A 26515-nucleotide genomic window follows, 5' to 3' on the forward strand; every position below is an offset into this window, starting at 1 on the left:
CTACAGTGATCCGCCCGCGCGGATGTAGCTCAGTTGGTTAGAGCGCAACCTTGCCAAGGTTGAGGTCGCCGGTTCGACCCCGGTCATCCGCTCCAAGTTGTACGACGGGAGAACAACATGGGTGCACTTGACGGACGTGTCGTCCTGATCACTGGCGCCGGCCGGGGCATCGGCCGCGAGCATGCCCTGCTGATGGCATCTGAAGGGGCGAAAATCGTGGTCAACGACCTCGGCGGCTCCGCCGACGGCACGGGTGCCGACCAGGGCCCCGCAGGCGAGGTTGTGGCGGAGATCGAGGCCATGGGTGGCGAGGCAGTCGCCAACGGCGACAGCGTCACCGACTGGGAGGGCGCGCAGCGCATGGTCAACCAGGCCGTCGAAGCGTTTGGCGACCTGGACGTGCTGGTCAACAACGCGGGCATCCTGCGCGACCGGGTGGTGGTCAACATGACCGAGCCGGAGTGGGATGCCGTCGTCGAGGTGCACATGAAGGGCCACTTCTGCCCCACCCGCTGGGCGGCCGCCTACTGGCGTGAGCAGTCCAAGGCAGGCAAGGAGGTCACCGGCTCGGTCATCAACACCGCCTCGGGCGCCATGCTCGGCAACCTCGGCCAGTTCAACTACTCGGGCGCCAAGGCCGGCATTGCGGCCATGACGCTGGTGGCCGCAGGCGAGCTGGCTCGCTACAACGTGCGGGTGAACTGCCTGGCGCCGATTGCCCGGACACGGTTGACGCTGCAGACGCCTGGGCTCGAAGAGGTGGTGCGGGCGCCTGACGACCCAGCCGAATTCGATCTGTACGACCCGGCCAACGTCAGCCCGCTGGTGGGATACCTGGCGATGGAAGACTGCCCGTTCACCGGGGGTGTCTTCCACGTGGGAGGCAATGAGGTGGGCCTGTATCAGGGCTGGTCGCTCTCGGGTGACGACATCATTGCTACCGATGGACGCTGGACCGTGGAGGGCCTGAAGCAGATCGCGCCCCGGCTGAACGAGGGTCGCTCGAAGCTGGCCTCGGTTGCCACAGCGATCGGCGACACCTTCAAGGGATTCGGCAAGCGCGAACCCACCACCTAGCTGCGGGGGCGCTCGCAGGATCCCGTGCGCCGTGTTCAGGCGCGCTGGAGCAGCCCACGAGTGACCAGCCGACGGCGTGCCGCATCGGCCAGCCACGCCGACACACTCTGCTCATCAGCCTCGGCGGCCTCGCGCACGGCAGCCGCGAGGCCTGCTTCCAGCGAGATCGTCAAGCGCTCAGTAGCCACGCCGATAATCGTACTTTTCGCAACCGTGACCACGTCGGCTGGGTGCGCGGCAATTCGCTCGTGGAATTCATGGGCGAGGTGAGACAATGGAGTCGTGGAGACGCTGCGGTTCGCCAAACACCAAGCTCTCGGCAACGACTTTCTCATCGCGCTCATGCAGCCGCACGAGAAGGCGGCTCTCGACTCGCTCCGACTCGATTGGTCAGCGCTGACGTCGCAGCTCTGCGATCGAAGCTGCGGTATCGGCGCCGACGGCTTGATCCTGGCCGTCGACACGACAGCCACGCAACCGAGCGCGGATCAGGACGCACTCGAAACCGATTCCGCGAACCAGGTCAGGCAAGTTCGGATGACGCTGTTCAACTCGGACGGGTCGTCAGCGGAGGTGAGCGGCAACGGACTCGCCTGTCTAGCCAATGAGGTTGCCTGCACTCTCGTTTCGAGCATGGAGTTCGGCGAGGGTGAAGAAGCACCCGACAGCCTTCTCGAACTCACCGTTGACACGGTGGACGGAGCGCGGCGGGTGACCTTGAGTGCCGAATTCGCCATGACCGAGAGCGGCTCGGTCGAGCCCGTCAAATCGCTCGCTGAAGTCCACATGCCCAAGGTTGTCCCCGGACCGAGCATCACGACCGAACTCGACGATCTCATCAGCGCTCGCTTCGATGAGGCCGCGCGCGGAACCGGCGATGTAGGAAATCCGCACCTCGTTGTCGCCGCCGGGGCTGAAATCGACAAGGCCGATACGGCGCGACTTGGCGAGCTCTATGAAAGCTATTTCCCCGAGAGCACGGGAATCAACGTGGAGTTCATTTGGCCTATCGGCGATGACGGCAAGTCACTCGGAATGTCCGTCTGGGAGCGCGGCGCAGGCCTTACGCAGGCATGTGGGACGGGTGCCGTCACTGCGGCTGTGCGAGCGCAGGATTGGGGTCTCGTGGCACCGGGCAGCGAGACGGTCGTTGCAATGCCAGGCGGCACGGCAACCGTGTCTATTGACACTGATGACAGTCATCCCATTCTCAGCGTCTGGGTGGAACCGCTCGGCGACCATGAGTGGCCCATACCTGCACCCTTGCAGGACGCCTGATGGTTGAATCCGAACAGCCGGCGGAGCCGTCCGACGAGAGCCATCGTGGGGGGTTTGGGGAGTTTGGGGGGGCTGAGTCTGGGCTGATTGATCGGGCTTTTCGGGAGCAGATCGTGCTGGTGGGGGTGCAGCTGGCGCAGCGGACTGCCGATGAGGTAGACGCCAACCTCGATGAGCTGGAGCGGTTGGTGGACACTGCTGGGGCCGATTCGGTGGAGCGGATTGTTCAGCGGCGGGATGCTCCCGACCCCGCGACGTTCGTGGGTCGCGGGAAAGCTGACGAGATTCTGGAGGCCTCGCTCGAGCACGACGCTGACACGGTGGTGTTCGACGACGAGCTGTCGCCGGCGCAGCAGTTCAACCTGGAACGGATTCTCAAGCGCACCGCGCTGGACCGCACCGCGGTGATACTCGACATCTTCGCCCAGAACGCCACGACGCTCGAAGGCAAGGCACAGGTGGAGCTGGCGCAGCTTCGCTACCGTCTCCCCCGGCTGCGCGGCCGAGGGCGGCAGCTTTCCCAGCAGGCGGGCGGCATCGGCACACGCGGACCCGGTGAAACGCAGCTCGAGGTGGATCGGCGACGGATCCAGCGGCGTCTGGCGCGGTTGGAGAAGGATTTGCGCGGGCTGCGGCGGACGCGGCTGAACCAGCGCAAGTCGCGCCGCCGATCCAGGTATCACACGGTCGCCGTCGTGGGCTACACCAACGCCGGCAAGTCGACGCTGCTGCGCCGCCTTACCGGCGCCAATGTGCTGATCGAGGACCGGCTGTTTGCCACGCTCGATGCCACTACCCGTCGCCTGCAGCTTCCCGGCGGTGAGACGGTGCTCATGACGGACACCGTCGGGTTCATCAAGAAGCTGCCCACATCGCTGGTGGAAGCGTTCATGTCGACGCTGGAGGAGGTGGCCGAGGCCGACCTTCTGGTGCACCTGGTGGACGCCTCAGCGGCGGAGCCGGAGATGCACATCGATGTGGTGCGCTCGGTGCTGCGAGAGATCGGCGCGGGCGATGTCCCCGAGCTGATCGCTTTCAACAAGAGCGACGCCGCCGATGACGGCATCGTGGGACGGTTGCTGGGGCGCTACGAGGGCTCCCATGCGATCTCGTCCAACAGCGGTGACGGCGTGGAGGACCTCCTGCTCGCCGTCGGCGACCGGCTGCGGCACCTCACTGAAGTGACGGAGCTGCGCATCCCGTACTCCCGCGGCGACGCCCTCGCGGCCGTGCACCGGGAAGGCGAGGTGCTCTCGGAAACTCACGACGACGATGGGACCCTGGTGCACGCCCGCCTCGACGACGTCGCCCGCAGCCTGTTCGCAGAGTTTGCCGTTGGCGACTCAGACTACGATTCATAGTGACTCATTCTTGACTCACCCGGGAGCCGGCCAATGCAGCAGCTCACGGTCCGGGGCTTCGGCGACGAACTCGGCGAGGCGATGCGACGCTTCGCTCAACGCGAAGGTGTCTCGCTGAATCAGGCGGCGCTCCGACTCCTGCGCAAAGGCGCCGGACTGTCGGAAACCCCCGGCGGCGGCTGCGTCGGTGACTCGCTCGACCATCTCATCGGCAGCTGGTCACCAGAGGAAGCCGACGAAATGGATGCCGCGCTGCGCGATCTCGCCGTCATCGACGAGGCAGCGTGGGGCAGTGAGGCTGCTGCTGGACACCAACGCCTACACACTGCTGATGCGTGGCCAGCAGGAAGTGGCGCAGATCGTCAGGAGCGCCCGTGAGCTGCTGCTCTCAGCAGTCGTCGTCGGCGAGCTGATGTACGGATTTCGACGCGGCTCACGTCTGGAGCGGAATCTTGCAGACCTACGATCGTTCATCGACAATCCGTACGCCTCTGTGGTGGAGGTCGGGCCGGTGACCGCCGACCGCTACTCACGCATCGCAGCCGCGCTTCGAGCGAAGGGTCGTCCGATTCCGACCAATGACGTCTGGATTGCCGCCCACGCAATGGAGACGGGGGCAGAACTCGTCTCGGCCGACCGGCACTTCTCCCATATCGACGGGATCGTCTGGACGCCGATCGGGGCACACTGATCCGGTGAGCACCCGCGCCCGATTCGTTCCGCCGCCGTATCCCTATGACCGGCTGGACGAGCTGAAACCGCTGGCCGACCGGCATGAAGGCGGGCTGGTGGACCTGTCCATCGGCACGCCGGTGGACCCGCCGTCGCCGGCCGTGCTGGCTGCGCTGGGCGGGTCGGACTCCGAGCGGGGCTACCCGCCGTCGATCGGCACGCCAGAGCTGCGGGATGCCGCTGCACGCTGGTGTGAGCAGCGGTTCGGCGTGCAGGTGGACGCCGATGCCGAGATCGCGGCAACGATCGGCTCGAAGGAATTTGTGGCCGGGCTGCCGCACTGGCTGCGCCTGCGCACACCCGGGCGCGACACCGTGCTGTACCCCGAGGTCAGCTACCCCAGCTACGCGATGGGAGCCGAGCTGGCCGGCTGCCGGGCGGTCGGGGTGCCGGCAGACGAGCACTGGTCGATCCAGCTCGACGCCATTTCCGAGGCTGATGCCGATCGGGCATTGGTCTTGTGGGTCAACACGCCGGGCAATCCGGCGGGCGGTCTCGACGACTTGGCCGCTGCGGCAGCGTGGGGCCGTGAACGGGGCGTGCCAGTCTTCAGCGACGAGTGCTACGCCGAGTTCACTTGGGACGGACCACCCCACACGATCCTGGCGGCGACGGCCGTTGACACCGCCGCTGATCGCTCCCGGAGTGCCGACGCGGTTGCGGACGCCGCGACTCGCCGCTCTCGGCGTGCCGACACTGATGGCGTAGTGGCCGTTCATTCGCTGTCCAAGCGGTCCAACCTGGCCGGCGTCAGGGTGGGCTTCTACGCCGGAGACCCCGAACTCGTCCACTACCTGCGTGAGCTGCGCAAGCACGCCGGGTTCATGGTTCCTGGCCCCGCCCAAGCGGCGGCCGTCGCAGCGCTGGCTGACAGCGTCCACGTCGCCGAACAACGAGAGCGATACCGGTCGCGGCTGGAGCGTCTCGCCCGCATCGTGGGTCGCTTCGGTCCCGAGCCCCCGCTTCCCCGCGGCGGGTTCTACCTGTGGGCTGCGGCCCCGGACGGCGATGCGTGGGCGTTCACCCGCACGCTGCTCGCCGAGGCGGGCATTCTCGTCTCTCCTGGCGAGTTCTACGGCCCCTCGGCTGTGGGTTACGTCAGGGTTGCCGCTGTGCTGACCGACGACACGCTCGACATGGTCGAGTCCCGCATCGACTGAACATTCAACTTCAACTTGAGATTTTGTGTGGTCGGTTGTCTTCAGGCTTCGAGTTGCTGCACACGGTCCGCCATCTCCGCAGTGCTCCCGGACGGGATCCACATGATCCGCGGGTCTCTGGCAAACCAACGCTGCTGACGGCGGGCGAACTTCCGGGTCCGTGCGGCAGCAACGTCAAGTGCCTCGACCAGAGTGCACTCCCCCGCGAGGTGCGCGCGAAGTTCCTTGTAGCCGAGGGCTTGCGCTGCGGTGCGAGACAATGGTGCCTCCCCAAGGCCCCGGACTTCGCCTAAGAATCCCTTGTCCATCTGTTGGCGGTACCTCTCGGCGATGCGCTCGTCGAGCGTGTCGCGGTCGACGTCGATCCCCACGAGCCGGAAGGGAACCTCGGGATAGGTCTGCAGACCCGGTCCGAACGACGAGAACGGCTGGCCGGTTCCGAGGCAGACCGACAGCGCCCGCACGATTCGCCGCAGGTTCGTCGGCTCCATGCGTGACGCGGCCACAGGGTCCAGTTCGGCGAGGCGCTGGTGCAGCACGGCCGCGCCGGGCGCTCGACCTTCTGCGGCTTGGCGAATCGCGGCCGAGTCAGCCGTGCCCCCGCAGACGGTGAGCCCGTCCGGTGCCGGTGCCGCCACCGATATGGCGGCGGCTTCGGATTCGAGTTCGGTGGCGATGTCGGTGAACTCCGGCGGCGGGGTCAACCCGTCGACGACGGCGCGCAGGTACAAGCCGGTCCCGCCGACGAGCAAGGGCACTGCGCCGCGGCGGGCAATGTCGGCCATTGCCGAGGAGAAGTTGTCGGCGTAGTCGACGACGGTGAATCGCTCTGCAGGCTCGACAAGGTCGATGAGGTGGTGCGGAATCTCCGCCTGCTCGGGCGCAGTGGGTTTCGCAGTGCCGATGTCCATGTCTCGGTAGACCTGCATGGAGTCGACCGACACCAATTCCGGCGGACCCACAGTCTCGGTCCGGGAGCGGGCACGCCTGGCCAATTCGAGTGCGAGCGCCGACTTGCCCGAAGCCGTCGGACCCACAATGACCAGTGGCCGGTGGCCGCCGTCTCCACCCATGGCCCCGACGCCGTGCTCCCCGCTCTTGATTCCCGTCGTCATGAGACAGGCTGACGGGCCGCGCGAGGCATGGCCTCGCTGCGAGACTCGGCGGCGGCGCACGAGGTGCCTCTCAACCGCCCGGACTCAGCGGGCGGCAACCGGAATGCGGGTGCGGTGTCGGGCTGGCGCGGTGACCTCGATGAGCTCACCGCTGAGATGGAAGGTGGCGGCCTCGCGCACCAGCACCCGGGCATAGGTGCCCGTTCGCAGCGGTTCAGTCGATGCGAAGTGCACCAGGCGGTTCTGGCGGGTCCGACCGGAGAGCATGCCGGGATCTCGCTTGGACGGTCCCTCGACCAGCACCTCCTCGGTGCGACCGACTCGGGACTCGTTGCCCAGGCGCGCCGAGCGCTCGATGACGGCTCGCAGCCGCTCCATGCGCTCAGCCGACACGTCAGGGGCCACGAAGCGATCAGCCATCTCGACCGCTTCGGTGCCGGGCCGCGGCGAGAAGACGAAGGTGAATGCGCTGTCGAAGCGGGCTTCTGCGGCCAGCTCCAGCGTCGCAGCGAAGTCGCGCTCGGACTCGCCGGGAAAGCCCACGATGATGTCGGTGCTGACTGCGAGGTCGACGACGACGGCGCGGGCAGCCTCGAGTCGTTCCAGGTAGCGCTGGGCGGTGTAGCCCCGGTGCATGGCTGCGAGCACGTTGTCGCTGCCGGACTGCAGCGGCAGGTGGAGGTGCTCGCACACCTCGGGCGTTTCGGCCATCGCCGAGATCACGTCGGCTCGCAGGTCCTTCGGGTGCGGGCTGGTGAAGCGCACCCGCTCGATGCCGTCGACTGCACCGACCGCGCGGAGCAGGTCGCCGAACAGCGGGCGGGCGGTGCGCCGCCCATCGACCCAAGCCTCGCCCGCACGCCAGACCGCATCGGCGCGATGGTCCAGGGGAGGTGCACCGTTCGCGCCGCGCAGCACAGCACCGGCGGAGCTGCCCGGTACCGCTGAACCGCTCGTGCCACCGAGCCTGGCATCAGCGAGGTGGTCCCATGTCGGCGCAACGTTGGTGCTGCGCAGCGCCAGGGTGACGTCGCGGCCGTAGCTGTTGACGTTCTGCCCGAGCAGTGTCACCTCGCTGACGCCGTCGGCTGCCAGACGACGCACCTCGTCGATGAGTTCGCCAAACGGGCGGGAGATCTCGCGGCCCCGAACGGAGGGCACGATGCAGAACGCGCACGAGTTGTCGCAGCCGATCTGGATCGTGACCCACGCGACGTGCTGGGCATCTCGCCGTACCGGCAGCGCCGATGGGAATTCTTCAGACTCGGCAAGGATCTCCGTCACCGGGCCCGACACGCGAGCCTCGCTCAGCAAGTCGACGGCGCGTGCCACGTTGTGAGTGCCGAAGACCACATCGACATGGGGCGCCCGCTGGCGGACCAAGTCCTGGTCCTTCTGCGCCAGGCAGCCGGCAACTGCGATCTGCACGTCTGGCCGTTCCTCTTTGAGGCGCTTGAGGTGCCCGAGTTGCCCGTAGAGCTTGTTGTCGGCGTTCTCGCGAATGCAGCAGGTGTTCAACACGATCACATCGGCATCGGCCATCGTCGACGCGGCCACCAAGTCGTCGGCTTCGAGCAGGCCTGCGATTCGCTCGGAATCGTGCTCGTTCATCTGGCACCCATAGGTGCGCACGAAATAGCTGCGCCGGCCCTCGACGTCGCCCTCATGCTCGCCCGCAGCCACGGCGTCAAGGCTAGGGGCGCGCTCGCGGGCCGCTCGGGCCCGGGGCTCAGCCTCTGGACCGGGTAAAGGCGAAGTTCTGCGACATGTTTTCGCGGGCGTGCGACATGAAGCCCAGGTACTGCTTGATGTTGCCGTTGAAGTTGCCGTCCTGGCGTCGGTTCTCGGCACCCTCGAAGTTGTAGTAACCGGGAGTGCAGTCGCGGTTGCGAGTGGTCTTGCCGCGGTTGGCGATGACCTGCTGCACCCACCACTCCTCGGCTTCGGGCAGGCAATCCATCGACTGCAGACCGCCCCGGCGGACGAAGTCGATGCACTCGGCGATGTGCTCGCCCTGGCTGTTGAGCACATCGGTCAGGTTGAAGGCAAAGAAGGCCTGGTAGCCGCCCATGATGAACAGGTTTGGGTAGCCGGCCGTGTGGATGCCCAGCAGCGTGCGGATGCCCTCGGAGTACTTGTCGTTGAGCTCGAGATCGTTCTCGCCGACGATGCGGTTGTAGATGCCGGTCTGCTGCACCTCGAAGCCGGTGGCGTAGATGAGCAGGTCGAGCTCGTACTGCGTGCCGTCGAGGAGCGGCCCCTGTTCGGTGATCTGGGTGATGCCCTTGCCCTTGGTGTCGACCAAGTGCACGTTCGACCGGTTGAACGTGGGCAGGTAGTCGTTGTGGAAGCAGGGCCGCTTGCACATCAGCATGTACCAGGGCTTGAGCGCTTCGGCTGTCTCAGGGTCTTCCACGACCTCGTCGATGCGCCGGTGGATGCGCATCATCGCGTCAATGTTGGCGTTCTCCTGACGGCGGATCTTCTCCTCGCGGGTCATCGCCGCACGGCGCGCCTTCTGCTCGTCGCTGATGCGGGGTCCTGCCATTGCTCGCTCGCGCCGGCGCGCCTGCCAGCCCGGCTCCAGCTTCGCCGCCCACTCCTGGTCGGTCTCCCAATCGTCACGGATGTCGATCGAGGACGGCGTGCGCTGGAAGACGTAGAGCTCGGAGGACATCTCGCCGAGCTGCGGGATGGCCTGCACTGCCGTCGCGCCAGTGCCGATGATGCCGACCCGCTTGTCGGCGAGGTTCTCGAGATCGCCGCCGGTGTAGTCGTAGTCCCACCGAGACGTGTGGAATGAGTGGCCGCCAAACCGTTCCATTCCTTCGATGACCGCCAGCTTGGGCTTCGCGAGGGTGCCGTTGGCACAGATGACGAACTGGGCTGTGATCTCATCACCCCGGTCGGTGCCGATGCGCCACACCTCAGCTTCGCCGTCCCAAATCGTCGAGGTCACCGTTGTCTGGAACATCGCCAGGTCGTAGAGCTCGTACTTCTGAGCGATCATCCGGCAGTACTCGTAGATCTCGTCGCCGGTGGCGTAGTGGCGCGACGGCACGTAGCCGGTCTCGTCCAACAGCGGCAAGTAGTCGTACGACACGACATCGCAGGCCACACCCGGGTATCGATTCCAGTACCACGTGCCGCCCACGTCGGCGCCGCGTTCGATGATGCGGATGCTCTCGACACCCTTCTGGCGCAGCCGAGCCGACGTCAGCAGCGCCGAGAATCCGCCCCCGATGAACAGCACCTCGACCTCGTCGTGCACTGGCGGACGCTCGATGCGCTCGGTCGCGTACGGATCTTCGGCGTAGCGGGCCAGATCTCCGTCGAGGTCGGAGGTATAGAGCTGCGTGCCCGGAGGCCGGTAGCTCAGCCGCAGGTCGCGTTCTTCGGCAAAGCGTCGCTTGATGTCGTCGTAGTACGACTGCGGCGGCCGCCCGTCGGCCTCTCGCGAGTAGTCGAAGTTGAAGATGTTCTGCGGCTTGTCGGTCTTCTGCTTCCCGCTCTGCTGCGCCACCTGATTCTCCCCGATCCGAGACCAAGCCGAGGCCGAATCGCCCCGCTCGCCTACGACCGGATCAGGCTAGGGCACCACCGCGATGCAGCGCCGATTCGCCAGAGTGCTCGTTACGGCTGCCGTTGTGCCGTGCGGATCGGCACGAGCCGACCGGGGCCGACGCCGGCGGTCGCTGCTCGTCGACGGTGTCAGTCGACGCTGGCGCCTTCGGCCCGTGCCTGGGCGTCGTCGAGGCGGTCGAGCACGTCGGCGTCGGAGTCGTCGGCCTCACCGTCGACTCCGATGCCGAGCGTTGAGCGGATGCGGCCGTCGATCTCGACGGTGATCTCGGGATTGGCGATCAAGAACTTCTTGGCGTTCTCGCGGCCTTGGCCCAACTGCTCGCCCTCGTAGGTGTACCAAGCACCCGACTTCTTCACGATGCCGTGCTCGACGCCCACGTCGAGCAGCGAGCCCTCACGGCTGATGCCCTTGCCGTACATGATGTCGAACTCGGCCTGGCGGAACGGCGGCGCCACCTTGTTCTTGACGACCTTGACGCGGGTACGCCCGCCCACCACTTCGCCCTCGACCTTGATGGCTTCGATACGGCGGATGTCGATCCGCACAGACGAGTAGAACTTCAGCGCCCGACCGCCCGACGTCGTCTCGGGACTGCCGAACATCACGCCGATCTTCTCGCGCAGTTGGTTGATGAACACACAGATCGTCTTGGTCTTGTTCAGGTTGGCGGTGAGCTTGCGCAGCGCCTGGGACATGAGGCGCGCCTGCAATCCGACATGGTGGTCGCCCATCTCGCCCTCGATCTCGGCCCGCGGCGTGAGCGCCGCCACCGAGTCGATCACCACGACATCGATGGCGCCCGAGCGGATGAGCATGTCGGTGATCTCGAGCGCCTGCTCGCCGGTGTCGGGCTGGGAAATCAGCAGCTCGTCGACATCGACGCCGATGTTCTTCGCATACACCGGGTCCATCGCATGCTCGGCGTCAACGTAGGCGCACACGCCGCCGGTGCGCTGCGCCTCGGCCACCAGGTGCATGGCGAGCGTGGACTTGCCCGATGCCTCGGGGCCGTACACCTCCACCACCCGGCCGCGGGGAAAGCCCCCGATGCCGAGCGCCAAATCGATCGCGAGGCTGCCCGAGGAGATCGCCTCGACCGCCATGTGGTGTTTCTCGCCCATCTTCATCACGGACCCGTCGCCGAACTGGCGGCGGATCTGCGTGAGCGTCATGTCCAGTGCTCGGTTCCGATCTGTGTCTTGCTGAGCCATGTCGTCCTCCTCGGACTCCCGTTCGGCCGCACCCAGCGTGCGATGCCGTCTAGGGGCACCGTAGAAGCGGGGTGTGACAATTCTCGGGTGATTTTCTGCCGGTTGATCTCCTGCGGACCGCGGCAACGCTCGGTACGCCGCACGCCGCTGCACTGGCAGCCGCCGCCCCTGCGCTCTGCGCTGACGCGACGGCCACTTCGAATAACAGCAATGTAGTTCCGAACATCAGTTCGTGTCAAGGCAAGACGGGCCGAATCTGGACATTGCACGCCACCTCAGTCGCGCACAACGCAGCAGGCACGGCCTGATGATCGATTCGGACGCGTTCGATGAGGCTGCACGCCACCTCAGGCGTGCCCGGCGAACCGGGGCTCGGCACGTCGCGATGTCACAGTCATGTGGCACGCTGCGACCCATGAGCACCCCAGCCCAGATGACCGACGACGATTTCGTGCTGCTGCATATCGAACGTGACGCAGGGGTGGCGTTTGCCACCATCGACGCACCGCCGATCAACGTGATGACGCCTGCACTGTTTCGCGAGCTCGCCAAGTTCAGTACGCACGTGGCCGATGACGACTCGGTGCGGGTGGTCGTGCTGCGCAGCGACAACCCAGATTTCTTCATCGCGCACTTCGACGTGACGGCGATCCTGGGCTACCCGACCGACGGAGAGGCCGAGCGGCCCACCGAGCACGCCGGGTTCCATGACATGTGCGAGCGCTACCGCACGATGGCGAAGGCCACCATCGTCGAGATCGGCGGCCGGGTCGGCGGCGGCGGGAGCGAGCTGTCGATGTCGTGCGACATGCGCTTCGGCGCCATCGATCGCACCGTCATCAACCAGATGGAGGTGCCCATCGGCATCCTGCCCGGCGGCACCGGCACCCAGCGTCTTCCACGCCTGGTCGGGCGAGGGCGAGCCATGGAGGTGATCCTGGGCGGCGTCGACCTCGACGCGCGCGCCGCCGAGCAGTGGGGTTATCTGAACCGGGCGCTGCCCGCCGACGAGCTGAGGCCCTTCGTGACTGCGTTGGCTTACCGCATCGCGAAGTTCCCGCCCCATGCCATCGCGCTGGCCAAGCAGGCTGTCAACGCTGCTGACGAGTTGCCGCTGCGGGAAGGTTTGTTCGAAGAGCGGTACCTCTTCCAGCGGCTGTTGCGGACTCCACAGGCCATGCCTGCAATGGAACAGTTTCTCGAACTCGGCGGGCAGACACGAGAAGGCGAGATACGAGTGGCAGACCTCACTGGCGAGATCAGCACAGAGGGCTGACGGCCCGAGCTGTGGCGACCGCCGCTCCCCCGCTTGCGAGCCAACCCGAGCTCATCGACTCGTGGCGCGCCTGGTTGGTGGCGATCGGCCGCAGGACTGGCGTGTGGCGTGGCCTTCGGCACCATCTACACCTTCGGCGCGATCATCCCCTTCGCGACGTCCGTCGGCATCAGTGCCGGCGCGGCCGCGTGGCTGCTGTCTGTGGTCGGCGGTGCGAGCATTTTCGGTCGGCTGCTGCTGACCAGCTTCGCTCGACCCCTGTGGTCGATCCGCCTATTGAAGATCTCGTTCGCAATGCTGCCGGCTGCGTTCGCGATCTGGTTCTTCGCCTCGGATCGCTACGCGCAGATCGTGGTGTTCGCCGTCATCTTGGGCATCGGCTACGGCGGCTTCGTTGCGCTGCAGGGCGATGTGACACCCCATCTCTTTGGCGTGGCCGGCATCGGTTCGGTGCTGGGGCGGTTGTTCTTCTGTTACGGGATCGGGAGCATGATCGGCCCGATCGCCATGTTCTTCCTGCTGGAGAGCTCAGGCGGAACGCTGTTGCCGATTGCGCTCGCCGGGGCCGTTGCGCTTGCGGGGGTGGTGGTCATCTGGGGGCTGACACCCGACCCGGTGCTGCTCGAGCCGGCCACCCCTGCGCCGCTACGGCGTTCTCCCGCGCAACTGTCACCGCCCAGCGTCTGGATGCCGGTGCCGGCCGGCAGCGCGGGACGCGGCACCTGAGACCGGGCAACAGCCGCCGCGCCCGCACAGATCGTCGGGTTTCGCCTCGACGTCGAGGTTGCGGTACCTGAGACCGGGCAACGGCCGCCGCGCGGCTCTATCGTCAAACGCCGTGGAACGGCCGCTCGAAGATGTATTGGTGCTGGACCTGACCCGCGCTGTCGCGGGCCCGATTGCCGGCCGCCTGCTCGCCGACCTCGGCGCCCGGGTGGTGAAGATCGAGCCGCCCGATGCCGATCTGACCCGCTTCGTTGTGCCGCACGTGGACGGCCAGTCGGCCTATTTCGCACAGTTCAACGCCGGCAAGGAATGCGTTTCGCTCGACCTCACGACTGAGGCGGGCCGCGAAGTACTGATGACCATGGTTCCCAAGGCCGACATCGTGCTCGAGAACTACCGCCCCGGCGTGCTCGACAAGCTCGGGCTGGGGTACGACGCGCTCGCGGAGGTCAACCCCGGGATCATCGTCGCTTCGGTGTCGGGCTGGGGGCACGGGAACAGCCGCAGCCACCGCGGCGCCTTTGCGGGGGTCCTGCACGCCGAGGCCGGCGTCACCGAGATGGTGGCTCGCCGGCGCGGCAATGAGCCCTACCGCAACGATCCGATGTCCCATGCCGACACCTACACCGGGCTCCATGCGCTGGGCGCGATCTTGGCGGCACTGCACATGCGGCACCGGACCGGCCACGGGCAGGCCGTCGAGGTGTCCATGGCCGAGAGCACGCTCATGTGCAACGACCTGGCCGCCACCGACATGACCGGCCAAGACCCCCAGATCGGCTTCAAGGGAGGTCAGAACTGGGCCGCGATCTACCCCCTGTCGAATGGCCGGCACGTCACCGTGACGCTGGACCTGACCGCCAACTTCGGCATGAAGGTGATCACCGCAGCGATGGATCGTCCCGATCTGCGCGAGGACCCCCGGTTCGCCCGCATCGAGGACCGGGTGAATCATCGGGAAGAGATCGAGGCGATCTTCGCCGAGTGGGTGAGCCAATTCGACAGCGCCGAAGCCGTGGAGAACGCGATCGGCGTGAAGTCGGTGATGGCCGCCGAGGTGCGCACGGTGGCCGAATTGGCCGAGACCCCCTGGGCGCAGGAGCGAGGCGCCTTCGTGGATGTTGTGGCCGGCGAAGCGGCGGTGCCGCTCACGGTGCCGCAGTCGCCGTGGCGCTTTGCCGAAGCAGACGCAGGCGCCCGGCCCGGATCAGTCTCCGGCGACCGCGGGCAGCACAACCGCGAAGTACTCGCCGAATTAGCAGGCCTGGACGACACCACGATCGACACGCTCGAAGCCGACGGCGTGGTCTCCGCCGGCCCGCCCGTCTTCCGCCAGTCGGGCCCCGCACGCCGCTGACCCGACGGCGCGTCAGCGGAGACGATGCCGCGACCTCAGGACAGCAGGGTTTCGCCGATGTGGTCGACGAACGCGGCAATCTCGTCGACGGTCTGGCCGTTGGGCAGCAGCACCAGCCGGTCGACGCCCATCTCGGCGAAGCGCTCGACCATCTCCGGTGTCGGGCGAACCCGGGGCGTGACGGTGATCTCCAAGCGGCCGAGCTCGGAGGGGCGGTCGTAGCGGGCGCCCGCTTCGGACAGCCCTTCGATGCAGTGCTGGGTGCCGTCGTAGTCGAGCGCGAACCCGTACCAGCCCTCGCTCATGGTGACGGCGCGGCGGTAGGCAGGAGCCGTATGGCCGCCCATCACCACCGGCGGTCCCGGCTGTTGGACTGGCCGGGGCCGGGCCTGCACGTCCGAGAAATTCACGAACTCGCCGTCGTAGGCCGGCTGATCCATCGACCAGATCGCCCGCATCGCCTCGATGTACTCCTCGGTGCGGCGGGCTCGGTCTTCCATGGGGATTCCCAACGCCTCGAACTCGGCGCCCAGATAGCCGACGCCCACGCCGAACAGCAGCCGTCCCCCCGACAGCACGTCCACACTGGCGAGCTCCTTGGCCAGCACCAGCGGGTTGCGCTGGGGGACGATGATGATGCCGGTGCCCAGCTTGATCTCGCTGGTGAGCGCTGCAACGTAGGCGAGCGCAACTGCTGGATCGAGCATCGGGTGCAGCGGCGGCAACGGCGACGGCGGTGCCTGCGGATCGGGAAGCACCACATGCTCCCCCGTCCACACCGACTCGAAGCCGGCTTGCTCGGCGGCGACGGCAATTCGCCCGGCGCCCTCGGGGCCGGCCGCATCACCCAGCGCCCCCATGTTGATCTGAAACAGTCCGATCTTCATCGCATTCCCTTCGTGGTCTGGCTCGTGGTCTGGTGCCGTGCGGGGTACGCCAGCTGGCGTTCGCGCGGCGTGCTCAGGGGAAGTTGGGGGCTACCTGATTGATGAACAGGTCCATCGAGTGCTTCTTGGCCTCCATCGGGCCGAACGTGAAATCGGGGATGATCAGCTCGTCGACGCCGACTTGCCGGTATTGCTCCACAACCTCGCTGACCTCGTCGGGGGTGCCCACGATGGTGGCCCGGCCCAGGTCCATGGCGCGGAAGCGGTCCAGCTTGGCGGAGTCTTCGTTGATGAACAGCAGGGCGCACGCGGAGCGGCTGATCTCCGCGGGGTCGCGGTCGATCGCCTCGCAGTGCCCGTTGAGCACGCTGCACAGATCGGCGATGTCGTCGGGCATGCCCCAGTAGTTCCACTCGGTGGCCCAGCGAGCGGTGGTACGCAGGGTGCGCTTGCGCCCGCCCCCGCCGATGAGCAGCGGGATGGGCGACTGCACCGGCTTGGGATCCAGCGGCGCGTCAGTCACCGTGTAGTGCTCGCCGTTCAGGTTCGTGCGGTGGTTGCCGAGCAGTGAGCTGATGATCTCGACGGCTTCGTCGAATCGGTCCATGCGGCTGCGCAGCGTGCCGAATTCGAAGCCGTAGGCCTCGTGCTCGTTCTCCTGCCAGCCGGCACCGATGCCGAGCACCACCCGGCCGCCGGAGATGTGATCGATGGTCGCGGCAGTCTTGGCGGTCAGCGCCGGATTGCGATACGTGTTGCCCGCAACCAGCGGACCCAGCCGAACCCGGGGCACTGCCACTGCCAGCGCGGCCAGCACCGACCAGGCCTCGTGCACGGGCTGATCCACGTTCTCCTCGTTGGGCATGAAGTGGTCGGCAAACCACAGGCCGTCCCAGCCGGTTGTCTCGGCGTGCTGGCAGCACTCGATGATTGCTGAGATCTCTTGGTCGTTCTTGGTCCAGAATCCGAAACGCATCGGGACAGCCTGCCATCCAGAGTTCGAATTCGCGGTAAGCCTGCAGCAGTCGTCGCGTGGGGACCGTTTGAGCCCCGACTCGAGCTGTCGAATCAGCCCGCTATCGGCGGCCGGTCAGCATCAGGCGCAACAAGTTGAGCGCCGAGATGGCGCTGTAGTCGGCAAGCCGCTCGCGGTCGCCGGGCAGGCGGATCTCGTCTGCGGAGTCCCGGTGCGCCACGGCGGGTGTGTCGCCGTGCGCCGCTTGCGCCGAAATCGACACAGCAAGGAATGCGGTGCCGTATGGGTGCTCGGGTGTTGCTGAAGCACGGTCCTCGACTGCTGTCACTGCAAGGCCGACGCTGGCGCCAGTGCGCAGCCGAGCGGCCCGTGCAAGCGCTTCGGCACCGGCGGTCGACGCCAGCGGAGGCACGAGGCCATCTCCCATGGGCGACACTTCCGACGAACCGGCATGCAGCAGGTACTCGGCCAAGTGCTCTGAGCGGGCCACGATGCCGCCGGCGAACGTCCGAACACTCGAACGAGCTGACGCCGCCGAGTCTGCTGAATTCGTCTCCGCGTCGCCTGCCGACGCCAAGCCAGGATCGCCCAGCTTCGCCCCGCCCAAGGCGGTGCCTGCCCGCATGGCCGCTTCGGCGGATGACAGGCGGTTCGCCATTCGGCCACCGGTGATCGTCTCAGCGACGCCGAGCGTCAGCCCGAGCCGGCTGAGCTCACCGAGCACTGCCATTTCCATGTTGTCGTCGTCGTAGGCGAACACCAAATCGCCCAGCAGCGGTTCCAACACCGCCTGCTCGGCGTCGATCAGACTCCACGCCTCAGCAGAGTCAGCCCCCTTGGCCGTGATGCGGACCTTGATGCCCTCGATGCCGCTGGCCAGGAACGCGAGCGTCGGGTTGCCGGTCTCGTCGAGTTCGTCGATGCGGCCGGACAGCATCTCGGCCAGCCCCGATTCGCTCTGGCCCCACGTCCGCAGGACCCGGCTCTCGATCGTGGCGCTGACACCGGCACGCCGCTGCAGATCGCCCAGCACCGTGCCGTTGAGCATCTCGCGCATCTCATAGGGCACGCCGGGCACCACGTAGACCACGCGGTCGAGCACCTCAGCGCCGTCTGGAGGCTCGGCGCCCGGCGGCACTGCACCCACGCCCCGCACCCAGCGAATCGGCGCCATCAATCCAGGGGCCGTGCCGGGCTGCTGCGGGATCGGCGAGGCACCGGTTGGCACCATGGCCTGGCGCAGGTTGTTCTCGGGCATCGGGCGGCTGCGGCTCGCGAACATCGCCCGGATCCGCTCGGCGATCCGCTCATCGAGCACCAGTTCAACACCCATCACCGATGCGAGGACTTCACGGGTGATGTCGTCTTGGGTCGGCCCCAGCCCGCCGCACACGATGACGGCGTCGCTGCGGTCAAGCGCCAGCCGGAACGATGCGTCGATGCGGTCCCAGTTGTCGCCCACTTTCGTCTGGTAGTGGCTGTCGATGCCGGCCAAGGCGAGCTGTTCGCCCATCCACGACGAATTGGTGTCGACGATCTGGCCCAGCAGCAGTTCTGTTCCCACGGCGACGATCTCGGTCTTCACAAGGCGTGACCCTAATTGCGGCCGGCTGCGCGCACCCTGCCCGCTCGCTGCACCACGGGCCGCGCGGGCCACGGTTCCGCCTACCGGGTCGGCGTCAGCCGTCTGCGTCGTCGCCGAGCTGAGCTGCGGCAACGCTGCGTGCCGAGCGCAGGTACGACCAGCCGGTCCAAACGGTCAGCGCCACCGCAACCCACAAGGTGAGCGTGGCGACCCAGTGGGCGTTCGTCGCCAGCGGCGGCATGACTGCGAAGCCGATGGCCCAGAGCTGGGTGAACGTCTTCCACTTGGCCAGCTTGGTGGCCGGGATCGAGATGCCCCGGCGACCGGCTCTTGACCGGTACGCGCTGATCGCCAGCTCTCGCACGGCGATGATGACCACCGGCACCACGTGAAATTGGCCATTCCACACGAGTGCAGCCATCCCGCCGAGCACGAATACCTTGTCTGCCAGCGGGTCCAAGAATGCGCCGGCGCGCGTCGGGCCGTGACGGCGGGCAAGCCATCCGTCGAGGTAGTCGGTCATGGCGATCACGAACCCGACGGCGAACGTTGCCCACCGTGCGCCCCACGACACGATCATCACGATGAAAACCGGCGAGGCCGCGATGCGGGCGACCGTCACGAGGTTGGCCGGAGTGACCAGAGCCGCCGGCCCGAACGCCGGAGGCGCGTCCTCCCCATCCGGAACCGCCATTGCCCGGCGAGGCTACGGCAGCAGGGGTGGGGCGGGATGCTGGCCACCGCTCATCCGTCGCCGACCCCTCGCCCACGTCTCGTCTGCTGAATTGGCGCGGCGGTTTGCGCAGAGGCTTCCTGAGCCGGCTTGGTCGCGAGTTAGCGATTGGTGCCCCTGACCTGCGGGTTTGCTCGGCCTGCTTAGGCCCCAGAAGGAGGCTCCACACTTCAAACGGGGGGTACTCCACATTGGCGATCTGCCCTCTCCGGGCCGTTCCGCGCCGCCTTTGAGCCGCGTTTGTGCAGGTCAGATGACATTTTGGAGCGTGTCGCCAATGTGCAGGGCGCTTTTGTTGCTGCGTCGAGACTCCGCTGGTGTCCCCTGCGAGCCGATTCGTGCCGAATCTTGGGTCCTTGGCGCGACCCGACGGCAGGTGTTCGTGCTGGTCACAGCGTCGCAGAGCCGAATGTGAAGCCAATCTGGGGAGACTGCGCTTATGAGTGATCGCAGGCTTGTGCTGGGCGTGCCGGTTCGTTCGCACGACGTGCCTCTCACCAGGTCAGATGCAGTTCGGCGGGTCCGCGGAAGGTGATGTTGGGGAAGTAGTCGAGATCTTTGCCGGTCGCGGCGAGTTCCAGCGACGGCAGACGTCGGGAGAGGATCTCGGTGACTGTCTGGGCCTCGAGTTTGGCGAGATTGGCTCCCAGGCAATAGTGGACACCCTTGCCGAAGGAGATGTGCCGGCCTGCGTTGGGGCGGCGGATGTCGAAGCTGTCGGGGTCACAGAAGATGCTCTCTTGTCGGTTGGCTGAGGCGAAGTTCAAGAAGATCGCCGTGCCCGCCGGCACGTCGACGCCCGCGATGGCGGTGTCGCGGGTGGCGATGCGTCGCCACGAGATCTGGCTCGAGTTGAACCGCAGGACTTCCTCGACGGCATTGGCTATGAGCGTGTGATCGTCGCGGATCGCGTCCCATGCATCGCGACGAGGCAGCAGACAGAGCAGCGTGTTGCAGACGAGCGCGGTGACCGCTTCGTGGCCTGCGAAGGACAGACCGTAGATCACTGATTCGGCCTCGCGGTAGCTCAGTTTGTCGGGGTTGGCCTCGTGAGCGTCGATCAACTCGGACGCGAAGTCGTCGCCGCGGCGGCGGCGCTTGTGCGCAGTGAAGTCCCGGCAGTATCTCCAGTAGGCCAGCATGTTCTCGGCGATCTCGACTTGCTCGGCCGAGGTGGGGCGTCCCCAGGAGAAGGCCTTGCGGTCGCCGCACCACGACTTGAGCATCTCGTCGTCGCTCTCGGGGAATCCGATGAAGCGGAAGATCGTCTCGCCCGGCAGCGGGAACGCGAATGATGAGACGAATTCCGTCGGCGGGCCTGCGGCGATCATGTCGTCGATCAGCTCGTGGCTGCGGCGGCGGATGTACGGCTCCAGGGACCTGATTCTGCGATTCGAGAACCCTCGGCGGGTGTGGCGTCGAATGCGTCCGTGGTCCGGCTCGGGTCGATTCGACATCACCGCGACGGGGTCAAAGTCCTCCGCCGAGAGGATCGCTGTCGCTTCGGGCGACAGCGGGTACACCGGATCCTGAACGTTCGTCGACGCGAACGTCTCGTGGTCCGAGAACACGGCTTCGATGTCGGCCATCTCGGTGACGACCACACAGCCCACCTCGGGGGCATAGAAAACCGGGTGAGCGGACATCAGGTCCGACGCGATGGGGTAGGGGTCGGCGAGATAGCCGTCATCGAGCGGGCTCCACGTGCGGTGCACAGGGCACCCCGCCGGCGCTTGCGGGATCTCGGCGGGCTGCTGGTGGTAGGTGTTCTCGCTCATGAGCGGCTGCTCCCGTTGTCGGCCGCGGGCGGCCCGAGGCCGCTGTCGGCGGAGAGGTCGGGGCTCTCGGCTCGCAGGTAGGCGGAGCGCAGCCGGTCGGGCTGCTGCTGAATCTGCCACGCCGCGCCCCGCAGCGCGATTTCACCGCGAGCCATGACCACCGCTCTGTCCCCGAGTTCAGTGCCCGGTCGGCGAACTGCTCCACGAGCAGCAGCCCGATGCCGGAGCTGGCCATGTGCTCTACGGCCTGCAGCATCCGGTCGATGACTGCGGGCGCAAGCCCCAGCGACAGCTCGTCGATCATCAGTACGCGGGGCTCTCGCACCACCGCTCTGCCCAGCACGACCATTTGCTGCTCGCCGCCTGAGAGAAGTCCGGCTGGGGTCGACGACCTGGCCTTGAGTTCGGGGAAGAGCTCAAAGGCGGGACTCAGCTCGGCGCGGCCCGCAGTCACCAGGAAGTTCTCCTCGACGGTCAGTCCTTCGAACACCATTCGCCCCTGCTGGACATAGGAGAGTCCCGCCCGGAATCTGCGCCGCCGCGATGACTGCGTGATGTCCTCGCCGCCCAGCACCACTCGGCCTGCGCTGGGGATCACCACGCCGCTGATTCCGTCCAGCAGAGTCGACTTGCCCGCGCCGTTGGCGCCCAGAAGCACTGTCACCTCGCCGGGCGCCACCGACAGGTCGACTCCTCTGACCACTGGCTGGCCGAGCCGGTCGACTCGCAGGCCCTCCACTCGCAGGACCGCAGGGCGCGGAACTCCGGGGTCCGCTTCCTCGTGCTGCTCGGCCGAGGTCATTTCTCTGCACCCAGGTAGGCGGCCACGACCTTGGGATCACGGAGTACGTCCCGAGGCGAGCCGGCCGCGATCAGCTCGCCGAAGTCGAGCACGGCGACCGAGTCGCACAAGTCGAGCACCACGTCGATGTCGTGCTCGATCAGCAGGACAGCTATTTCCAAGCGCGCAGTGACCACCGTCAAGGAGTCCACGAATGCCTCCCTGTCGGGTCCAGCGAGACCGGCGGTCGGCTCGTCGAGCAGCACGATCCTCGGGCACGGCATCAGCGCACCGCACACCTCGAGGACCCGCCGCGTTCCCACGTCAAGGGCCGAGATGGAGGTCTGCGCCGAGGGAAGCGAGAACCAGTCGAGCGCCTCTGCGACCGAAGTGCTCTGTCGCGTCGCGCACAGCGCGAGGTAGCCGCCGACGGTCAGGTCCCGCGGCGTGTGGCCCTGCTGGAAGGTCCGCCTGAGGCCCCGCACGGCGCGTACCCGGGGCGGGAGCGCAGTTATGTCCTCTCCGTCGAGAAGAAAGCGTCCGTCGTGGCCGGTCACGAATCCGCTCAGAGCGTCCACCAGCGTCGACTTGCCCGCACCGTTGGGGCCGATCAGCCCGTAGATGCCTCCCTCGGGAACGGACAGGCTGACGTCGTGCAGCGCCTTGACCGCGCCGTAGCTCACCGACACCTGCCGGATGTCGAGCACGGTGCCGCCGCCCGCGGCTCGGCGTCGCGCCGTCGCAGGAGGCCGAACCGATGTAGAGCCGGCCTCGGCTTGGCCGGCGCCGCGCCTGGCTGACGGCTTGCGGACCGCGGCTCGCACCGCAGCCGAGAGTCCGCCCTCGCCGCGGCTCAGAGCGAACACTCCCCCGACCGCGAAGAGTATTGGCGCGATGTCTCTGGGGAGCCCGACATCGCTCAAGAAGTTGGGGATGAGCTGGCCGAACAGTCCGGTGAGCAGCGCACCCTCGAAGTGCCCCGCCCCGAATATGAGCGCCGACGTCAGGATTGTCATTGACTCGATCGGCTGGAAGCTGGCCCCGCTCACGATGCCGTTGAGAGCAAGCAGCAAGGCCCCTCCTACACCGGCGATGGCGGCGCTGGCCGCGAAGGCGGAGATCTTGGTGACGACGACGCTGCGGCCCATCGCGGCGGTGGCCCTCTCGCTGTGGCGCACCGAGAACCACCACCGGCCCGTGCTCGTGCGTCGCAGCGCGGTGACCGCTGCCGCTATGACGCCCAGCACGCCCGCGCAGAGCAGGAAGAAGCCGGCGTCGCTGTCCGCGAAGCCCGGCGGGTTGACGCGATTGCCCTCGATCAGGCCCGGAAAGCCGTCTGCGAACAGCACTCTGGCCACCGCCGCGCTAAACACCAAGGTGAACACCGCCAGGTTCTGGCCGCGCAGCCTCAGCGCGGGGATGCCGATGGCCACGCCGGCCGCGAAGGGCACCGCAGCGGCGAACGGGAGCATCGCCAGGTACGGGAGGCTCGTCTTGAGATTCAGCCAGCCGACCGTCCACGCCCCTATGCCGGCGAAGGTCATCTGGCACAGAGACAGCAGACCGGCGTTGTCGTAGATCACGCCCACGCTCACCGCGACGACTGCTGTGATCACGGCGCTGGTCAGCAGGAACAGCCAGAACGGCCCGGCCAGCTGCGACACGGCCAGCACCGCGCCGCAGTACGCCGCGGCAGCGGCGACGTCAGCGCGCCGCATCCCAGACCTCTTTGCGCTGCGTCCACAGCAGCACTGCTGCCGCGATCAGGAACGGGACCGCGCCTCGGAACTCCGACCACGTTTCGCGGTACGAGGACACCGCTTCGACCACGCCCACTGAGATGCCTCCGACGAAGGCCAGCCCGAGACTGCGGAAGGCCCCGATGAGGGCGGCGGCCATGGCGGGGAAGATGAGGAATCCCAGGCTGGAGAAGCTGCCGGGAAGGTTGGACGCGACGATGAGCATCCCCGCCGAGGACACGAAGCCGGTGAAGCCCCACACGAGCGCGGTCCGCGCGAACAGCGGGACTCCGAGCAGCTCGGCCACCATGGGCCGCTCTGAGATCGCTCGCACTTGGATGCCCACCCTTGTCGAGCCGAGGACCCAGCCCATCGCCAGCACCGTCGCCAACGCGATCGCCACCACGATCACGGTCGCCGCGGTGACCACGACGCCGCCGATCGATGCCGATGCGCCCGCAAGGATCACGGGCACCGCTCGGGGCGTGTCGCCGAAGAGGCGGAATCCCGCAGCGAACAGCCCCACCGTGGTGGCGATCATGGCGGCGGTGCGCACAGCGGCTCCCGCTTCGCCGAACAGGCGGGCGAACAACAGCCCGATTGCTGTGGACAGTGCGCAGGACACGGCGATTCCGGCCGCGGCCGCCCACAGCAGGCCCCAGCCACGCTCGACCGCTGCTGCGGCGAAGTAGGCGCCGAATGCGCCTACCACCGCTTGGCTGAAGTTCACCACGCCGGCCATGCGGTGCAGGACGACGATGCTCACGCCCAAGATGGCGTAGGCGCCTCCCGCCGCGAGTCCGGCGACGACCAAGGTGAGCACGGCCGGCCCTGCAGCTCAGCGGGGCAGTATCACCCATTCGTCGGCCGCGGTCACCCACCGCCCGTCGCGCAGCTCCACGAACTTCGACGCCTGGTTCGGGGCGTGGGCGTCGCCGGGACCGAAGGTGTAGGGCGTGCCGAGCAGCGGAGTCTGATAGGGCTTGAGGCTGCGCATTGCCTCGGCCACCGACTCGCGGTTGATCTCCCCTTCGATGCCCCGCAGGGCCTCGACGAAGATCGTGGCCGCCAGGTAGCCGCCCTGAGCGAACGATGTAAGCGGCACGTCCGCGGTGGCCATCAGAGACTTCCAGTCGTCGAGTGCGGGCGAGTCCGAGCCGTAGGGCTCGAACTCTGAGTTGGCTTGGAGCCCGTTGCCGGCGCTTCCCAGCTGTGAGGCGATGGAGTCGGTGTAGTACGACGTGAGCCCGACCCACACGATGTCGTGGAGACCTTGGGCGTCGATGGCTCGTCCCACGGCGACGGCGTGCGGCTCGACGCCGTCGATGACCACTGCCTGGCAGCCGGCGTCGCGGGCCTGCAGCATGAGCGGCGTCGGGTCGTCCTGCAGCGTGGCGGCCTTGACCCGGAACGTCAGGGACTTGCCGGTGATGGACTCCCAGCGGGCCACCGCCGCGTCGAACGCCGGCGCGAGGTCCGGGATGACGAACAGGTTGATGTTGCAGACCCGTTCCAGTGCCAGCGTCTCCGACGCGTAGTACAGCGAGACGGTGATGCCCGCGAAGGGCCCAGTGTTCACCGGGGAGATGTTCGAGGACAAGAAGCACAGCGGGTCCACGCCGGTGCCTGGATCGAGTACACGCCCTGCTCGGCATAGAAGCCCGAGTTCACTGCGCATTCGAGCACGCTCGCCGACCCGACGAGCGCGACGACGTTGTCCTGCTCGACGAGCTTGCGGGCCGCGGCAGCGGCACCTTCGGGAGCGCCGCCGTCATCCTCGACAATCAGCTCCAGAGGCCTCCCGCTGATGCCGCCTCGGTCGTTGACCCGGTCGAACACGGCCTTGGCCGCAGCCGACGCTTCAGGAAAGAGCGCGCCGCCGGTAAGGGAGCTCACGTTGCCGACCCTGATCGGCTCTCCGTCGGCCGCCGCGGACTCGCCGTCGGGTTCCTCCGAGACCGCTGCCGTCGTGCCGACGGGCTCGCTGTCGCCGACGTCATCGGTCGCGCCATCTGGGGTCGCGTCGCTGGACTCGGTGGAGGTCTCGCTGACGGGCTCGGCTGTGTCGTCCGACTCGGCGGCCGGCGCTGTGTCCTGTGAGGGCGCGCCGTCCTCGTCGGCGCCGCACGAAGCAGCGAGCAGGCACAGCGCGAGCCCCGCGGCGGCCCAGGCCATCAGCCTCGGCCGTGGATTGAGTCTCATCATGGTCCTCCTTGGGACTTTCGGTAGGTGGCTTGTGAGGGCACGGCTGACGGTGCGCCTGCCAGCGGGGAGGCCTCCGTCCCAGCGAGGCGGACGCCTCCGGCGGGTATCACGGCCACCTCGTGCCACAGCCGAAGCTCGATCTCGAAGCCGAGGTCGGCGACCATCGACAGGAACGAGTCGAAGATGGCCAGGTGCGTCGGGTGCGACTTCGACCAGTCCTCCAGCGACCTGAGGTCGCGGAACCAGCCCACGAAGCTCGTGGACTCGAGGTCCTCGCCGTCGATGGTCTGCTCTCGGAGGAAGCGGCTCGATATGCAGCCCGTCTCGGGATGCTCGGCCAGGAAGTCGATTCCGGCGGACAGGTTGGGCTCGACGTCGGAAAAGTACAGAGACCGTTCCCGGTCCCCGCAGCGCCCCCAGACCTGACCCGACCGGATCAGGCACAGGTTCCCGGGCAGCGGCTCCGCCGGCTCCGACGCCAAATCGTCCTTGGCGCTGGCCGGTATGCGGTCGCGGGCCGCGCCCCAGTACTCGTGGACGTCGGTGAGCTCGGCCGCCAGCAGGTTGCGGACCCCCGGGGTCGTCTCCTCGGTGGAGTGAAGGGTCTCCCAGCGCTCGGCGGGGATGACCGCTGTCTCGGACATCACCCCGCGCCGGCTCAGAGCCCGGGCGCGTCGGCACCACCGAGAGTGCGACTCCGGATCGGTCCAATAGCCAAGGAACACCGCCACCTGGTCGTCGGTGTTGACGAGGCGGGCCCGCTCGAGGTGGTCGGGAGTGTCGTCGCCGCTGGTCAGGTCTGTCTTGAGTTCCTCGACGGCCGCAGCGTCGACGCCGCTCCACACCGAGATCATCGAGAAAGCGGTGCGCTCGGGCAGATCGACGGCGCTCCAGGCCGGAACGCTGGGCACATGGCCCTCGGGCCGACTGGCGGTCATCGCGGGACCCTCTC

At 67.3% G+C, this 26515-nt stretch carries 25 protein-coding genes and 1 tRNA gene; 10 read left to right on the plus strand and 16 right to left on the minus strand.

Features of this window, described 5'->3' with window-relative positions; translation table 11 throughout:
- The first annotated feature begins 18 nt into the window (after positions 1–18).
- Positions 19–95 (plus strand) — tRNA-Gly (locus ACOGJB_RS04910).
- A gap of 22 nt (positions 96–117) precedes the next feature.
- On the plus strand, positions 118–1077 hold the full coding sequence (locus ACOGJB_RS04915; RefSeq protein WP_419839692.1) for an SDR family oxidoreductase: 960 nt from the start codon (positions 118–120) through the stop codon (positions 1075–1077).
- A 35-nt stretch (positions 1078–1112) separates the two neighbouring features.
- Here the strand turns inward: ACOGJB_RS04915 and ACOGJB_RS04920 are convergent, their stop codons facing one another.
- Positions 1113–1265 (minus strand): hypothetical protein, encoded by a 153-nt coding sequence (locus tag ACOGJB_RS04920; protein ID WP_419839693.1) that lies wholly within the window; start codon positions 1263–1265, stop codon positions 1113–1115.
- Between the two features lie 94 nt (positions 1266–1359).
- Between ACOGJB_RS04920 and dapF the strand changes: the two genes are divergently transcribed.
- Genes dapF through ACOGJB_RS04945 form a run of 5 tightly spaced genes read left to right on the plus strand, consistent with a single transcriptional unit; the run spans position 1360 to position 5608 of the window.
- The gene (dapF, locus tag ACOGJB_RS04925; RefSeq protein WP_419839694.1) at positions 1360–2355 is read left to right on the plus strand and encodes a diaminopimelate epimerase; all 996 of its coding nucleotides are present in this window, start codon (positions 1360–1362) and stop codon (positions 2353–2355) included.
- Complete coding sequence (hflX, locus tag ACOGJB_RS04930) at positions 2355–3716, plus strand: GTPase HflX (protein WP_419839695.1); 1362 nt, start codon at positions 2355–2357, stop codon at positions 3714–3716. Before dapF ends, hflX begins: the two co-directional genes overlap by 1 nt.
- A gap of 33 nt (positions 3717–3749) precedes the next feature.
- The gene (locus ACOGJB_RS04935) at positions 3750–4094 is read left to right on the plus strand and encodes a hypothetical protein (protein ID WP_419839696.1); all 345 of its coding nucleotides are present in this window, start codon (positions 3750–3752) and stop codon (positions 4092–4094) included.
- Entirely contained in the window at positions 4009–4407 is a 399-nt protein-coding gene (locus ACOGJB_RS04940; protein WP_419839697.1) for a type II toxin-antitoxin system VapC family toxin, read from the plus strand. The genes ACOGJB_RS04935 and ACOGJB_RS04940 overlap by 86 nt, the downstream gene beginning before the upstream one ends.
- A 4-nt stretch (positions 4408–4411) precedes the next feature.
- Positions 4412–5608 carry an aminotransferase class I/II-fold pyridoxal phosphate-dependent enzyme gene (locus ACOGJB_RS04945; protein ID WP_419839698.1) on the plus strand — a complete coding sequence of 399 codons (1197 nt, stop codon included), beginning with the start codon at positions 4412–4414 and terminating at the stop codon, positions 5606–5608.
- A 41-nt stretch (positions 5609–5649) separates the two neighbouring features.
- Here the strand turns inward: ACOGJB_RS04945 and ACOGJB_RS04950 are convergent, their stop codons facing one another.
- The 4 genes from ACOGJB_RS04950 to recA all read right to left on the minus strand — a co-directional run bounded on the left by ACOGJB_RS04950 (position 5650) and on the right by recA (position 11520).
- Positions 5650–6723 carry a tRNA (adenosine(37)-N6)-dimethylallyltransferase gene (locus ACOGJB_RS04950; RefSeq protein WP_419839699.1) on the minus strand — a complete coding sequence of 358 codons (1074 nt, stop codon included), beginning with the start codon at positions 6721–6723 and terminating at the stop codon, positions 5650–5652.
- 84 nt (positions 6724–6807) lie between these two features.
- Positions 6808–8406 (minus strand): MiaB/RimO family radical SAM methylthiotransferase, encoded by a 1599-nt coding sequence (locus ACOGJB_RS04955; RefSeq protein ID WP_419839700.1) that lies wholly within the window; start codon positions 8404–8406, stop codon positions 6808–6810.
- Between the two features lie 46 nt (positions 8407–8452).
- A complete protein-coding gene (locus ACOGJB_RS04960; RefSeq protein ID WP_419839701.1) occupies positions 8453–10246 on the minus strand; it encodes a flavin-containing monooxygenase in 1794 nt (597 codons plus the stop codon).
- Between the two features lie 188 nt (positions 10247–10434).
- On the minus strand, positions 10435–11520 hold the full coding sequence (gene recA / locus ACOGJB_RS04965) for a recombinase RecA (protein ID WP_419839702.1): 1086 nt from the start codon (positions 11518–11520) through the stop codon (positions 10435–10437).
- 415 nt (positions 11521–11935) lie between these two features.
- Here recA and ACOGJB_RS04970 point away from each other — a divergent pair, with 415 nt between their 5' ends.
- The 3 genes from ACOGJB_RS04970 to ACOGJB_RS04980 all read left to right on the plus strand — a co-directional run bounded on the left by ACOGJB_RS04970 (position 11936) and on the right by ACOGJB_RS04980 (position 14879).
- The gene (locus tag ACOGJB_RS04970; protein ID WP_419839703.1) at positions 11936–12796 is read left to right on the plus strand and encodes an enoyl-CoA hydratase/isomerase family protein; all 861 of its coding nucleotides are present in this window, start codon (positions 11936–11938) and stop codon (positions 12794–12796) included.
- Between the two features lie 108 nt (positions 12797–12904).
- Complete coding sequence (locus ACOGJB_RS04975) at positions 12905–13522, plus strand: MFS transporter (RefSeq protein WP_419839704.1); 618 nt, start codon at positions 12905–12907, stop codon at positions 13520–13522.
- A 112-nt stretch (positions 13523–13634) separates the two neighbouring features.
- Entirely contained in the window at positions 13635–14879 is a 1245-nt protein-coding gene (locus ACOGJB_RS04980; RefSeq protein WP_419839705.1) for a CaiB/BaiF CoA transferase family protein, read from the plus strand.
- A 35-nt stretch (positions 14880–14914) separates the two neighbouring features.
- On the opposite strand, the gene ACOGJB_RS04985 is transcribed toward ACOGJB_RS04980, so the two are convergent.
- The 11 genes from ACOGJB_RS04985 to ACOGJB_RS05035 all read right to left on the minus strand — a co-directional run bounded on the left by ACOGJB_RS04985 (position 14915) and on the right by ACOGJB_RS05035 (position 26501).
- Positions 14915–15766, minus strand: coding sequence for a TIGR03619 family F420-dependent LLM class oxidoreductase (locus tag ACOGJB_RS04985; protein ID WP_419839706.1), 852 nt, complete (start codon positions 15764–15766; stop codon positions 14915–14917).
- Positions 15767–15839: 73 nt separating this feature from the next.
- Entirely contained in the window at positions 15840–16742 is a 903-nt protein-coding gene (locus ACOGJB_RS04990; protein ID WP_419839707.1) for a TIGR03560 family F420-dependent LLM class oxidoreductase, read from the minus strand.
- A gap of 100 nt (positions 16743–16842) precedes the next feature.
- The gene (locus ACOGJB_RS04995) at positions 16843–18327 is read right to left on the minus strand and encodes a molybdopterin-binding protein (RefSeq protein WP_419839708.1); all 1485 of its coding nucleotides are present in this window, start codon (positions 18325–18327) and stop codon (positions 16843–16845) included.
- A 94-nt stretch (positions 18328–18421) separates the two neighbouring features.
- The gene (gene pgsA, locus ACOGJB_RS05000; protein ID WP_419839709.1) at positions 18422–19021 is read right to left on the minus strand and encodes a CDP-diacylglycerol--glycerol-3-phosphate 3-phosphatidyltransferase; all 600 of its coding nucleotides are present in this window, start codon (positions 19019–19021) and stop codon (positions 18422–18424) included.
- Positions 19022–19554: 533 nt separating this feature from the next.
- A complete protein-coding gene (locus ACOGJB_RS05005; RefSeq protein WP_419839710.1) occupies positions 19555–20838 on the minus strand; it encodes a cytochrome P450 in 1284 nt (427 codons plus the stop codon).
- Positions 20747–21640, minus strand: coding sequence for an ABC transporter ATP-binding protein (locus ACOGJB_RS05010; RefSeq protein WP_419839711.1), 894 nt, complete (start codon positions 21638–21640; stop codon positions 20747–20749). The genes ACOGJB_RS05005 and ACOGJB_RS05010 overlap by 92 nt, the downstream gene beginning before the upstream one ends.
- A complete protein-coding gene (locus tag ACOGJB_RS05015) occupies positions 21637–23337 on the minus strand; it encodes an ABC transporter permease subunit (protein WP_419839712.1) in 1701 nt (566 codons plus the stop codon). Before ACOGJB_RS05015 ends, ACOGJB_RS05010 begins: the two co-directional genes overlap by 4 nt.
- Positions 23324–24181 (minus strand): branched-chain amino acid ABC transporter permease, encoded by an 858-nt coding sequence (locus ACOGJB_RS05020; protein ID WP_419839713.1) that lies wholly within the window; start codon positions 24179–24181, stop codon positions 23324–23326. Before ACOGJB_RS05020 ends, ACOGJB_RS05015 begins: the two co-directional genes overlap by 14 nt.
- Positions 24182–24196: 15 nt before the next feature.
- On the minus strand, positions 24197–24937 hold the full coding sequence (locus ACOGJB_RS05025) for an ABC transporter substrate-binding protein (protein WP_419839714.1): 741 nt from the start codon (positions 24935–24937) through the stop codon (positions 24197–24199).
- A complete protein-coding gene (locus ACOGJB_RS05030; RefSeq protein WP_419839715.1) occupies positions 24934–25563 on the minus strand; it encodes an ABC transporter substrate-binding protein in 630 nt (209 codons plus the stop codon). Before ACOGJB_RS05030 ends, ACOGJB_RS05025 begins: the two co-directional genes overlap by 4 nt.
- Positions 25560–26501 (minus strand): phenylacetaldoxime dehydratase family protein, encoded by a 942-nt coding sequence (locus tag ACOGJB_RS05035; protein ID WP_419839716.1) that lies wholly within the window; start codon positions 26499–26501, stop codon positions 25560–25562. Before ACOGJB_RS05035 ends, ACOGJB_RS05030 begins: the two co-directional genes overlap by 4 nt.
- Between the last annotated feature and the right edge of the window lie 14 nt (positions 26502–26515).

The sequence above is a fragment of the Candidatus Poriferisodalis sp. genome (assembly GCF_965208895.1).
Classification (GTDB): Bacteria; Actinomycetota; Acidimicrobiia; order Acidimicrobiales; family Poriferisodalaceae; genus Poriferisodalis.